Genomic DNA, 12,563 nt, shown 5'->3' on the forward strand with positions numbered 1-12,563 from the left:
CGGAGCCAAACGAATGATCCAGTTACCCAAAAAGACTATTTTTGGACTGCTAACTTCCTCAGCGCTGCTATCGCTTCTATCAGCATGCTCTGTGGAGCCGACATACAACCGCCCCGACGTCCCGACTCCGCAGACGTTCAAGGAAGCTTCGGCTGAACAGAAGCAAGCATCCTTGCCCAAGGATAGCGCCTGGAAAAACGCTGAACCGGCCGATGCCGAGCATCGTGGGCAATGGTGGCTGGTCTTTGGCGATCCGGTGCTAAACGACCTGGAGCGGCAAGCCGCAGAGGCTAATCAGAATCTGAAGGCGGCTGCCGCACGAGTCCGGCAATCGAGAGCCTTGACCCAATCAGCCCGAGCGGGATGGTTCCCGTCCCTGGATGCGGGATTTGGTCCTACGCGTGAACGCCTGTCTCCTGCCTCACAATTGTTGCCTGACGATGCGAGTGGGTCTACGCAGACTCTTTGGCGGGCGCAGGCGACAGCCTCTTACGAGGTAGACCTGTTCGGGAAGGTGGATTCACAAGTGAACACCGCGCTCGCTAATCAAGCACAGAACGAGGCGCTGTATCGTTCTGTGCTGTTGGCCCTTCAAGCTGATGTGGCGAAAAATTATTTCGAGCTGCGTGAGTACGACAACCAACTTCGACTATTTCGTCGCACGGTCACCCTGCGTGAAAACACCTTGAAATTAGTGGAGGGGCGATTCAAGGAGGGCGACATAAGCGAACTTGACCTCTCGCGAGCGCGCAACGAATTATCGACCGCGAGGGCGGACTCGGTAGGGATCGCACGGCTTCGCGCGACGTCGGAACATGGTCTTGCCGTGTTGTTGGGCAAGTCTCCTGCCGACTTCGACTTCCCTGACTCACCGATAGAGCCCATCGCGACCCAGGTGCCTGTCGGATTGCCATCAGCGCTACTGGAGCGCCGTCCCGATATTGCTGCCGCCGAGAGAGCCATGGCCGCGGCCAACGCACAAATCGGATTGGCGAAATCAGCATTTTTCCCGCGGCTTAACATAAATGCCACTGCCGGCTTCGAGTCGTCGTCGCAGGGGAATCTGTTCGACTGGTCGACTCGGTCTTTTCTACTAGGCCCCCTTACGGGAACGGCGCTGACGTTACCGATATTTGATGGTGGTCGCAGGAAAGCAGATCTCGCCTCTGCAAGGGCTCGATACGACGAGCAGGTTGCGAAGTATCGGGAGCAAGTATTGGTGGCGTTCAGAGAGGTAGAAGACAACCTGGCGGACCTCAGGTTGCTCGATGATCAGAAAGGTAATCAAAGCGCAGCTGTTGCCGCATCCATACGGACAGAGCGGCTTTCTAAAACTCAGTATGAAGAGGGACAGATCAGCTACTTGGACGTGATCGATGCCCAGCGCCAGGTCTTGCAAACCGAACTGCAACTGAGCCGTCTGACGGGCACGCAGGCCATTGCAACGGTGAATCTGATCAGAGCCTTGGGTGGCGGGTGGGACCGCGCCAACACTGATATTGCCGCCAATGGGCCTTAGGCGGTCATCACGCAGCCTTGGACGGCTTTAAAGACAAAAGCAGCCCATTGAAGATCGCGAATTTCTTGACCTGGATCGCTTGAAAGCCAATCGAAACTTTTAACAGGTAATGCATGTATGAGCGAGAAGACACTGTTATTGACCGGTGCCAGTCGTGGCATAGGCCATGCCACCGTCAAACACTTTCACGCCGCCGGGTGGAGGATTTTCACCGCCTCTCGCCAGGACTGGGTCGCTGAATGCCCATGGGCCGAGGGCTTGCTCAACCACATTCATCTTGATCTGGAAGATATCGAGAGCATCACTGATAGCCTTCCGGCCATCAGGGAGAAATTGGGTGGGCGCCTGGATGCATTGGTAAACAATGCCGGAATTTCGCCCAAGGGGCCTGAAGGGGCACGCCTTGGTGTACTGGAGTCCGACTATGTAACCTGGATCAAGGTCTTCAATGTCAATCTGTTTTCCACGGCCCTCCTTGCGCGGGGGCTGTTTGATGAATTGAAAGCTGCAAAAGGCAGCATCATCAATGTGACCTCTATTGCAGGTTCCAAGGTGCACCCGTTTGCAGGTGTGGCCTATTCCACATCCAAAGCTGCGCTCTGTGCCCTGACTCGGGAGATGGCCTTTGATTTTGGCCGACATGGAGTCAGGGTCAACGCTATCGCACCCGGAGAAATTGAAACCTCAATGCTCTCCGCAGGCACTGCGCAAATCGTTGAACGGCTGGTGCCGATGAACCGGCTGGGCAAACCTGAAGAAGTTGCCTCGCTCGTCTACTTCCTTTGCACCGGTGGCGCTTCTTATGTAAACGGCGCCGAGATTCACGTTAACGGTGGCCAGCATGTCTGACGTTAATCGCCGTCGACCTGTCAGGCGCACCTCCACGAAAAACCTATTGATGCCTTCATGACTGCGGCAGCGGCCCGGTGGATAAATACGGGCTTTTGATTCTGGTGATGCCCAATCCTCCTGCGTATTCAGCTTCACATGACTTTCATCGGAATATCCCATGTACTCGGACAAGAACGAGCCGCCGTTTTACAGTGATCCGTCGCGGCTGCGCTGGCGCCATGCCTTTTGCATGTTTCTGGGGCTGGCATTACCAGTCATTGCCCACCCACAAGACGGTGCCGTGGATGTACCCCCAACATCCGATCAATCACAGATCTGGACGTTGGAAACCATAAACGTTTCCGGATCGCGTGAAGGCTACAGCGCACCCTCTTCTGCGTCGGCCACGCGCACCGACACGCCCCTGGTCGAAGTCCCGCAATCCGTGCAAGTTGTCACGCAAACGATCCTCAAGGAGCAGGACAGTCATTCGCTTGCTGACGCGCTGGTCAACGTCTCGGGGGTAAGAGCAACCAAGCAGCAGGAGGCCCTGTTCGCCCAGCCAATCGTGCGCGGTTTTCCGGCGGAAATTTACATGAACGGGCTGCCTGCATTTGGCGGTACGGCAGCGAGCATCGACCCGACCAGCCTCATCGGCACCGAGCGCATCGAGGTACTCAAAGGCCCTACATCAGCGTTGTACGGCGGCGGTATCGGCGCGCCGCTGGGTGGCTTGATCAACGTGGTTTCCAAACGGCCCGAGACCGAGCCAAGTGCACTGCTGTCGATGCGCACCGGTAGCTTCGGCACAGTGAATCCTTCGCTGGATCTCAACACACCCATCGGCGACAAGGTCGCCGCACGCATTACCGCCGACTATCAAGAAAACGACAGCTGGATTGATCACGTCAACGGCCATCAGTGGTCGATGCAACCCAGCATCGCTTTCCAGCTATCACCAGAGACTGAGTTGCTACTGCGCGGCCAATACGAGGATCGCAGCCAGGTCGAATATTCCGGCCTGCCGGCCGCTCAAGCATTGAGCGGGCAGATTGATCGCAACGCCTTCCCAGGAGCGACCAACGGACAGCCTCACACCACTATCGAGAATCGAACAACCACCGCCGAGCTCACGCATGAGCTTAACGACGACACACGACTGACCGTCACCGCTCAGTATTACGAGGGCAAAGTTCGCGATTATGGCAGCCTCGTATTTCCGGACCTTCTGGGATCGAATCCTACGACCCCCACGGTTTACCCGATATTCAAGCTTTACCTGCCCACGAATATCCGGGAAAGCACGCTGGATACCAACCTGAGCTCCCGAGTCGAATCGCTGGGTGGAGATCATGAGTTGCTGGTGGGTATCAGTTACGACAACACTCACTTCCGCTCGGGGATGTCCGGCATTGAACTCATCGGCGAGCTTGACCTTGCCAATCCGGGATATGGGATTTCCTACGGCGCGACGCCCGAAACAATGGTGTCCCAGACCAACCGTTACGAGACGAAGGCTTTATACGTTCAGGATCAAGCGACCTATGGCCGTTTGCACTTGTTGGGGTCGTTGCGATTGACCCAGCTCGACATCAACCAACAAGAGCAAGGTGTCGATGCTTCATATCATCGTGTGACACCACGGTTTGGCATCACGTATGACCTGACCGAAAGTCTTGCGCTCTACGCGGCGTACTCCACCGGTTTCAGGGGAGCGTTCAACTTCACTGGCAACGAGGCGCCCAAGCCTGAGTTGTCTCGCAATTATGAGGCGGGCGTCAAACTGGCGTTCAACGATCTCGGTATTTCTGGCACTCTCGCCGTGTTCGAGCAGACGCGTCGTAATGTGTCCACCCCTGATCCTGACCCTACCTACGCGATTCTGGGTTACTCGGTACAGAGCGGCGAACAACGCGCTCGCGGGGTAGAAGCGGACCTGGTCTGGGAACCGACCCCCGCTGTTTCATTGCTGGGTAACTACGCCTACACCCAGGCAGAAATCACAGAGGACAACTCGATTCCGGTCGGTGATGGACTGCCTCGCGTACCACGGCACAGCGGTCGCCTCGCCGCCCGCTATCGGATACTTGACGGCGCCGCCAAGGGACTGGGTTTCGGTGCTGGTATTACAGCACTCAGCGCGCGTGAGTTAACCCTGCCTAATACGGTATCCGTCCCAGGCTACGCACTGCTGGATGCGCAGACTTCCTACGATTTCGACCGCTACACGATCTCGGTTTCGGCGGTAAACCTGACAGGTCGCAAAGTCTTTGAGACCTATCAATATATGGGCTCCCCAGTGGTACTACCCACTCAACCACGTTCAGCGTACCTGACGCTGACGGCCCGCTTCTGAAGACACCCTCATGATCGATAGGCCTTAGTTCCGCGGCTGCGGATAAGAGCGGGTGGGCGGCCGGCGAATTCGAACCGCTGGGTGACAGGTTTTCCTTTTTCACCCCTGGATCGCGGGTGTCTCGTAATGAGTAGAAATAGCTTTCAAAATGAACTTACTTTTCCTACGCGTTTTAGGCGTGTGAGAATGTTGTGTGTGTCCAATGCCGTGTCTACATTCCTGTTGTCGCTGCAAATTCAGCGATACGGGTTTCGCAGCCCGGTAGTGTCTTGGCGCACAGCGCCGCGTAAGCGGTTTTTTCATGTCTGCTTTACGGCGGGCTGTGCGCAGGAGGCTTATGCCTGCCGGTTTCCAAGATCACCGGTCTGCGAACCTGCGTACAGTTCGCCACCCTTGTGTCGCAGCGAGTGTGGTGATCTCCTCAAATGATCTTGGAGACCTACCATGGTGAAAAAAATCACCCCTGACCCACCTCCTGTTACCAGCGATCCCGTGGAGTCAATGAGGCCAAATGCGGCCCGATTGCTTGATACCCTCGCTGTAACCCTGTCCAAAACCGTCAATCACGCTGACCCCCTGCGTCCCACGATTTTTGCCATCCAACCCGGCGTCACAGCCCACGACGCGCTGAGCTACGTATCGAACCTGTTGGAGGTCGCCGAACTGAACGGTGACGAAATCAGCTTGCATACCAATCCAGTGGAGCGAACGCTGTTCTGGGGCATGCTGCATTCGGTAGAGATGGCGAAGGCGGTGGTGGATGCTTTGCTTCAAGAAGCGCCACCAGCCCTGGACGGTCGATCACCTGGTTGATGCGGTTCTGCCGAAAACAGGGCGCATTTATTTTGTGGGTTTTTGCCTGGTTTGCTCGTTGAAGGCCTGCGTGCATACGTGGGGTTGAGGTGGTTGCGGCTGACCTCTTGGCGGGCAAGCCCGGCTCCCACGGTGGGCCGAGTACAAATGAGTAGGTACAAGTAGACCGATTGCCGAGGGAGGGCGTGCACATAGGGCGGGTGAGGGGGGCGGGGTGAAAGGCCAAGGCACAGACGCAACAAAACCCGCGTTGGGCTGGCTTTGCTGTTTGCTTCGCCGGGGTAATCTGAACAGGCTATTTAACTTTATGATTGTAAAGTATTATTTCTGGTTTGATTTTCTATTGGAATACCTTTTGGAATACCATCAACGAATCTTCTTAGATTCCCGCCTTTACCTCGACCAAAGCTCGATTCCATAGCTGTAATTCGGATCTCGCTTTTGAGCGCAACCAACGGCTTCTAATAGCAATTGCTGGTGCTTGTTCATGACTTCATTCGCTCTGGCGAGTCAGCACGTGCCTGATTGCCATCGCGTATGTGCTCCCTAGGATCAGACAATCCTCAGCGCATTTAGGTCGCCGTTCGGATTGTGGTGATAAAGGGAGACTCGACCCTATCGAACGCTAAATGTACCTGCGCCTTGGCGCGTGTAACACCCACATAAAACAGGCGCGCGGCCTCCTCATATGCTTCGGTCGTCTTAACGTATTTGCTTGGGACCACGCCCTCTTCCAACCCAAGCATGATCACTGCCTGAAACTCTAGCCCTTTTGAGCTGTGAAGCGTCATAAGGTTAATTTGATCCGGGCTCTTTCCCTGATTACCAAAAATCTGGACAGTGAAGTCTTCAAGCTCCCCACCATCAGCGGTAGCTTCAATAAGCTCATTAAGGTTATCGATCTCGTCGCTCAGGCCTGGCTCGCCGCGAAGCATGTCGTTCAGAACGGCTGTAGCTAAGGAGGTCAGCCATTCATGAAGCGACAAAGCGCCATCTCTCAACGCGAAGAGAGCTGAGATCAGTTGTTTGCGAGACTGGTGTAGCTGAGTCTCAGTGTTTCCGCCCCGTTGCAAGCGCCGCCAAACTTTGAGCAAATGGGAAAGCTGTACCTCACCGGTTTCCCAGCCGCCGGCACACCATTGCGCGGCCTCTGTGAGCCACTCGGTTAAGCGTGTGCGTTTGATCGGTGATCCATTGTCTAGGCGGAAGTACCGCATTTGTAGGCGATCAGCTGCCTTGGCAATCTCAGTACCTTCAACCTTACTCGGATAAAGCAAGGCAATGTCACCTGGGGACCAGGTGTCATTTGCGTCGAGCAGAGCTGCCACCAGCGTTTCGAGCGCATATTTCGCCTGCCCGGCGAGATCGCGTTCAAGCCTGTGAATAACAATCTCTCCTTGCCGGTCATCGTGGGACTGGAAATCCGCGCGGTCGGGAAAAAGCGATCTTGATGCTGCGATGATGCGATCGGCGCAGCGATAATTCAGTCTCAGGGTGACCGGCTCAATACGCGCGTCCTGTGCCAGGGCCTTTAGCAAGGCGGGGTTGGCGCCGGTAAATCCATAGATCGACTGATCCGGATCACCTACAGCGATGATCCGAACGTTCGCATCGAGAAGGGCTCGAACAATGCGGTGCAGCGGCAGACCAAGGTCTTGATACTCGTCTATCACCACAACAGGATATTTTGCCCGTAGTGCACGGCGCACCCACTCGTGCTTCTCAACCAACTCTAGCCCGGCAAGCACAATACCGTCGAAATCGATCTGCCCTTTTGCCAAGAGCAAATCCTCATAGGCTTCGACAATTTGCGTTTCGTATGAAGACCATGCTTTCCACTCGGCCGAGTTACGATCTGGAATCGTCCGTCGTAACTTGTCACACGCCATACGGACGTAACTCTTTGGATATCCCTTATGCAGCGAGGCGTAAGCCGTGTTGAAAAGCCGACTGGCTTCGGCAGGTGTCGCTACTGCCAATGGTTCCGGCACCGTCACACCTGCCAAGTTCGAGTACGGCAGTACGAGCTCTGTCAGACAGAATGAGTGCACGGTGGAGATGAGAATACGATTGCCGTCCTCAACTCCGAGCTTGTTCAACCTTGATCTCAACTCAGACGCACAGGCATTGCTGTACGTTATGCATGCGATGCGTTGTGGTCGATACACCGTCTCTGCGAGCAGTCTGGCGATTTTCACTGTAATGGTTTTGGTCTTACCGCTGCCGGGGCCAGCCAGAATGACACAGTTACCTGCCGACTCGTAGGCCGCCCATTGGTCATCATTGCCGCGTAGGTCGTCAGCAGCAACCAGATACTTGGGTCTCGCAGCACTCATCGCAGCTTCTCCCTCATGTACTCCAAAGCATCTTTGATGTAGGTAGGGCATACATCGGCGTCTGCGGCTCGCAGCGTGGAAGCTAGCCGTTGGGCAAATCTCCCCTTGCCGATGGAGTCGATGTCTTTGAGAAACTGCTTTTCGTCCAAAGAATCAGGGTCTTCAGCCAAAGCTTTGAAGCGTGCGTGCATCTTCTCATTAGCCGATAACCCTTTGGCAGTCTTCTGGAAGTGCACCTCGGCGCCGGCGTTGAAGACATCGACCTCAAAAGTAAATTCGTTTAGGAAGACTCCACGCGAAGGCGCAAGCTTTAGCAAATTGTTTCCTGTGAGATCGTCCCAAGTCTTTGGGGTAAGCAAAGCCCGCATGATGTGGTTTATCACGCGGCTTTTCCCGTAACTATCACCTATATGTTTGGCTTCCGGGTCGTCGTCTTCTTGGCTTACCTCCGAGCCTTTGGGGTCAAAGTCAGTAAGTATCGCGAACGGAATATCGAGCCCTTCGGGTCCCAGCAGCTTCACATAGGGCGCAAAATTCGTTCCGGCGATTGAACAAACAGTTATGCCCATGGCATCAAAATCGAACGACTTGTCGTAAAGACGTGCCATGGTTGGAAGGAGGAATTTTTCCGCATCACCCTCTACAAGAATTACGCCTTTCGAGAAGAACAGTTCTCCGCGCGTGACGTCCAGATACCGCTCCAGATCCTCCCGGTCAGCGACCTTGAGTTTGATCCCCGCGAGTGATCTTGCAACGGTATGTCCTTCTTTAGGGATGCTTTGTAAAACGACCACGTTTGAAAGTGGAGCGACGCTCGCGACGTTCGGCGAGTGGGTCGTGAGCAGAATGCTCCGCAGCTCTGAACTGCGCTCATCCTCATCTCGCTCCTTCAGGTAGTTTCGGTAGATCAGGCGCTGCAGATGGGGGTGTAGGTGCGCCTCGGGTTCCTCAATCGCCAGGAACGTGTGTTGCCGCTCCCCTTCTTCCACTAGGTACTGATGCTCCAAGTGTTTCAGCGCAAGATACAGCACGTTGGCGGAGCCGAGACTTGCTTCCGCTACGCCTCGTTTGCCGCCGTCGATCATCATCTGCAGTGCACGGATTAAGCGCTCAGGATCTGTTGGGGCGAAGCCTAGAGCCGTCTCGATCGTATGCGTCTCGCCAATCATTTCTGTGAGCTGGCCATTGACCTGCGTCACAACGTCAGCAAGTTCGGGTAAAGCCGCAATCCTGGATGTCGTCGCATGTACTTCGTCAGCAATCTCCTGGAGATCATCCTCGTCGATGGTCTGCGCCGCTCGGTCCAGTAACGGCCGTAGTGGAGAGCGCGTCCAGCGAGCAAGGTCTGACTCCGCGTCTCGAAGTGCCGGGAACAGATCCATCGGCATCCACCGTCTCAACTCGTAGCCAACCGAATTCTCAGGACGATTGCCTCCGAAAAGCACGAACTCATAATCCGTCTCGCCGCGCGGGGGGCGATCAATGCCCGTAATAGGTTGGAAGCGATACGTGACCTTTGCCACCATCGGTGATGGGGTAACCAGATGGTCGGCAAGTACAGCCAGCAGCTCTACACTATCTTCGAATTCGCTGAACTCAACTGAGATTTCAATTGCATCATCGGCTTTCAGTGGCCTGGGCAGGCCATCCCAAAAATCATCAAGACGCAGCCTCCGTGCGGAGTCAGGCAGGGTGGGGTCTAGGATCATCCGTAGGGCGAACAGCAAATTGGTCTTACCCACCTTGTTCTCGCCCAGTACCACCGCGTGCTGTCCCAGGCACACGTCGAGATGCTTGAAGTTTCTGAAGTTCTGGATCGTAATTCGACTCAGCCGCATATAGCCTTTCCTTCCCTAGATTGCGAGTTCTCACGGGGATAACGGATATCCGCGCGTACGGTTTTTGAGTTGTGCGAAGCACCGCTCGTAGTGGCGTCATACTGGCGCGCTCAATCACGTTTGTCATCCACAGCCAGGGATGCCTGTACGCGGCATAGACCGGAAAGGTTGGGTAATCGAAGATTTTATAGAGAAAGATGCGCGTAGTTATCAATAGCTCCTTAGATCGCTTAAGCACCGGTCGATAAAAAAGGTGTATTGCTCGAGGCGAGCGTTGACCTCCAATCGTTAGACAAACTACTAAATGATGAATCGAGAAGTTCCGTTTGAATTAAAGATTCTAAGGGGGGCGCCAGTCGAGGGCGAACTCAAGCAAGTTGGATGCTATTTTAGTTTATGGGTTTCTTAGTAGTCGTAGTGTTCTGATTCTTTCAGGTATGTGATCATTTTTTTCTGCTTCCATTTCTATCAGTATCTCTAAGAGTCTTGCTCGGCTAATCTCATAATGACTCGCCAGCTTTTCGAGGCTTTCAATTGCCTTGTCTGAAAGAACAAAGTTGTACTGCGCCTTTCCTTTTAGATTTTCTCTATATTTTTTTTGGGTCCATCCTTTTTTAATTTTTCCTATATAAAGTTCTTTTTGTTCGCGTGAATAATTCGCTTTGTCAAAAAAAATCAATATATCTTCGAATGTTTCGAAGGGGGTTGATCCCAGTGTGACGACGAAGGAGTTCTTTTCTAGCCAGTCCCAAGCGAATTGGCTTTTCTGGTCGTCATCTTTAAACCAGGCATACACTTTGTCGTTTGTTTTGTGGCTTTTCCATCTTTGTTCAAGATCTCTAAGTAAGTTTGTTTTTTGAGTTATGTCTCTTTGCCATACGTCGAGGATCGCGATAGGTAGATCTTTTTCTTTTAGGTCGAAGTAGTTCTTGAGTTGGCTGTGTCCGGTCGAGTTTTGAATTTCTCTTGTCATCCACTCTGCTACGCGACGGTCTTCAGTTATCCACTCAATATCTCTTTTATGGACAAGTTGCTTGCGTCGTTCTTTAAGTAGTTCGTCGACTCTCCATGTCCTGGTTTGTAGATATCTGGCAATTTTGTCTCTCATGCCAGTATCTGAGTAGTCATTTGGGTTAAATCTAGTTTCGTAGAATAAAAGTGTGTACCACAGCCATATATCGTGGCGATTGCTGTATTCCGTTTCGCCGAGAAGTTTGGAAAGAGCGTCTTCAAGGTGTAGTGCCACTGTAGAGTCCTTCTAGTCTGAAACAAGTAAGTATATAGATTTACTCTGACATCACTCACGTGTCAATCAAGAATGTCTCTAGTAGTTAGAAAATTTAATTTTCTCAGTATTTACTGGAGGAAGGTACCTATTTATACCGGCGATCTGGCGAAATGGAGGGGGCTCCATTTCACAAGCAATTTTTGCGTCTGATTACATTTGGTGCACTGCTCTGCCAAGGTTGCTTCGCCAGGCTCTGCCTCTTGATGAGGGGGTAGAGTAGGTAGCACGTTAATTTTTACTGGGCTTGCCAATCCTCTGAGCGAATACAGGAGCTGCGTTCATGAGGATAATTCGATTGAAAGAGGTCATGGATCTCACTGGCCTTGCTAGATCTACGATTTACAAATTTATTTCGGGAGATTCGTTTCCTAAACCTATTTCCTTGGGAGACCGTTGCGTAGGTTGGCTAGAAAGTGAAGTCCACGATTGGATACTGGGTAAAGTTAGAGAGCGGGATCAATTGGTGACAAAGATTGTATGAGGTTTCTCAATGATTTGCGTTGGAAGCTTTGGCTAGGTTCAGTTAACACCATCAAGGAACTCATCCTTGATGGTGTTTTTCCAGAGTTGTTATGGTCTCTGTAATGTTGCGTTTTGAACAGGGTTTGTGGGTGTTTTGTTTGGTGTTGTACCGGTAAATTGTTTCGGTATTGGTATTATGCTTATATAGCATCTCTATTATGAGTTCGGCTTATCTGTGCTAGTTAGGTGTAGAGGGTGCTGGAGGGAAGGTAGACCCTCTAAGCAGAGCAGTACTGTGCACTGCATTCTTGGGTATAAGGTAAAAATGTACTTGGAGTCCTGACTATATGAAACTCATTGCTCGGACTTCCATCATGGCTAGACATTCAGTTAATACGAACTTAACCCTTCATTACGAAGCCTCTTATCAAGGCTTATCCGTGCAAGTGGATAAAGGGCCTTTCATTCAAGAGTATCTAAACCGTCTTCATCAAACGGTATTTCGAGCGCTTGATCAGTATCCTCGTGTATTTGCACTCAGGTTTGACCTACGGCTACCAGCTAGCATTCAATTGCCAGATTACGTTTTCACGAACGAAGTTGTTGACCGTTTCATCGAGTCCTTTAAAGCCAAAATCAAGCACAATCGCCAAATGGCGAAACTTGTGAATAAGTACGCACACGACACCAAGGTGCGTTACGTCTGGGCTAGGGAGCAAGGGCAACACGGGCGACCACATCATCACTTTGCGATCTTGCTGAACTACGATGCCTTCAATGCGCTGGGTAAGCTCGAATCAGGTAGAGATAACATGTTCAATCGTTTGGAAGGAGCGTGGGCAAGTGCTTTAGGGTTGTCAGTAGAGGCTGTCAGGGGGTTGGTTGAGATTCCACAAAATCCTTACTATCACTTACATCGTGACGAGATAGCCGGGCAGGCTGCCTTCTTCCATCGTGCAAGCTATCTGTGTAAGTCCAGCACGAAGGTTTTTGGGGATGGTTCCCATGGTTTTGGATGCAGTAGAAGCTGAACGCAACGCTGAATCACAACAAAAAAATAAATAAAAGGACACCGTGCCGATAACCACCCTGGCAGTGCCAAGGGCGCTCCATCGGACGG

The 12,563-nt window shown here is 52.7% G+C and carries 9 protein-coding genes; 6 read left to right on the top strand and 3 right to left on the bottom strand.

What is annotated here, in order from left to right; all coding sequences use genetic code 11:
* Positions 1-13 precede the first annotated feature (13 nt).
* The 4 genes from KI243_RS04030 to KI243_RS04045 all read left to right on the top strand — a co-directional run bounded on the left by KI243_RS04030 (position 14) and on the right by KI243_RS04045 (position 5,519).
* Entirely contained in the window at positions 14-1,519 is a 1,506-nt protein-coding gene (locus tag KI243_RS04030) for an efflux transporter outer membrane subunit (RefSeq protein WP_244861815.1), read from the top strand.
* A gap of 117 nt (positions 1,520-1,636) precedes the next feature.
* Positions 1,637-2,368 carry an SDR family oxidoreductase gene (locus tag KI243_RS04035; RefSeq protein WP_212810489.1) on the top strand — a complete coding sequence of 244 codons (732 nt, stop codon included), beginning with the start codon at positions 1,637-1,639 and terminating at the stop codon, positions 2,366-2,368.
* A 160-nt stretch (positions 2,369-2,528) separates the two neighbouring features.
* Positions 2,529-4,706 (top strand): TonB-dependent siderophore receptor, encoded by a 2,178-nt coding sequence (locus KI243_RS04040; protein ID WP_212810490.1) that lies wholly within the window; start codon positions 2,529-2,531, stop codon positions 4,704-4,706.
* Between the two features lie 444 nt (positions 4,707-5,150).
* A complete protein-coding gene (locus KI243_RS04045) occupies positions 5,151-5,519 on the top strand; it encodes a hypothetical protein (RefSeq protein WP_212810491.1) in 369 nt (122 codons plus the stop codon).
* A 572-nt stretch (positions 5,520-6,091) separates the two neighbouring features.
* Here KI243_RS04045 and KI243_RS04050 read toward each other — a convergent pair.
* From KI243_RS04050 to KI243_RS04060, 3 genes are all read right to left on the bottom strand, one after another.
* Positions 6,092-7,855 carry an ATP-dependent helicase gene (locus tag KI243_RS04050; protein ID WP_212810492.1) on the bottom strand — a complete coding sequence of 588 codons (1,764 nt, stop codon included), beginning with the start codon at positions 7,853-7,855 and terminating at the stop codon, positions 6,092-6,094.
* Complete coding sequence (locus KI243_RS04055; RefSeq protein ID WP_212810493.1) at positions 7,852-9,693, bottom strand: AAA family ATPase; 1,842 nt, start codon at positions 9,691-9,693, stop codon at positions 7,852-7,854. The genes KI243_RS04050 and KI243_RS04055 overlap by 4 nt, the downstream gene beginning before the upstream one ends.
* Before the next feature lie 394 nt (positions 9,694-10,087).
* On the bottom strand, positions 10,088-10,939 hold the full coding sequence (locus KI243_RS04060; protein WP_212810494.1) for a hypothetical protein: 852 nt from the start codon (positions 10,937-10,939) through the stop codon (positions 10,088-10,090).
* Positions 10,940-11,261: 322 nt separating this feature from the next.
* On the opposite strand from KI243_RS04060, the gene KI243_RS04065 reads away from it, so the two are divergent.
* Both KI243_RS04065 and KI243_RS04070 read left to right on the top strand, forming a co-directional pair.
* Positions 11,262-11,462 (top strand): AlpA family transcriptional regulator, encoded by a 201-nt coding sequence (locus KI243_RS04065; protein ID WP_212810495.1) that lies wholly within the window; start codon positions 11,262-11,264, stop codon positions 11,460-11,462.
* A 355-nt stretch (positions 11,463-11,817) separates the two neighbouring features.
* On the top strand, positions 11,818-12,474 hold the full coding sequence (locus KI243_RS04070) for an inovirus Gp2 family protein (protein WP_212811170.1): 657 nt from the start codon (positions 11,818-11,820) through the stop codon (positions 12,472-12,474).
* Positions 12,475-12,563: the final 89 nt, after the last annotated feature.

It is taken from the genome of Pseudomonas sp. Ost2 (genome assembly GCF_018326065.1).
In the GTDB taxonomy this organism is placed as follows: Bacteria; Pseudomonadota; Gammaproteobacteria; order Pseudomonadales; family Pseudomonadaceae; genus Aquipseudomonas; species Aquipseudomonas gingeri.

Bases quoted from the DNA above. Each gene is read 5' to 3' on its own strand.
- KI243_RS04035 (WP_212810489.1), top strand. From the start codon at position 1,637: ATGAGCGAGAAGACACTGTTATTGACCGGTGCCAGTCGTGGCATAGGC.
- KI243_RS04050 (WP_212810492.1), bottom strand. From the start codon at position 7,855: ATGAGTGCTGCGAGACCCAAGTATCTGGTTGCTGCTGACGACCTACGC.
- KI243_RS04040 (WP_212810490.1), top strand. From the start codon at position 2,529: ATGTACTCGGACAAGAACGAGCCGCCGTTTTACAGTGATCCGTCGCGG.
- KI243_RS04070 (WP_212811170.1), top strand. From the start codon at position 11,818: ATGGCTAGACATTCAGTTAATACGAACTTAACCCTTCATTACGAAGCC.
- KI243_RS04030 (WP_244861815.1), top strand. From the start codon at position 14: ATGATCCAGTTACCCAAAAAGACTATTTTTGGACTGCTAACTTCCTCA.
- KI243_RS04055 (WP_212810493.1), bottom strand. From the start codon at position 9,693: ATGCGGCTGAGTCGAATTACGATCCAGAACTTCAGAAACTTCAAGCAT.
- KI243_RS04065 (WP_212810495.1), top strand. From the start codon at position 11,262: ATGAGGATAATTCGATTGAAAGAGGTCATGGATCTCACTGGCCTTGCT.
- KI243_RS04045 (WP_212810491.1), top strand. From the start codon at position 5,151: ATGGTGAAAAAAATCACCCCTGACCCACCTCCTGTTACCAGCGATCCC.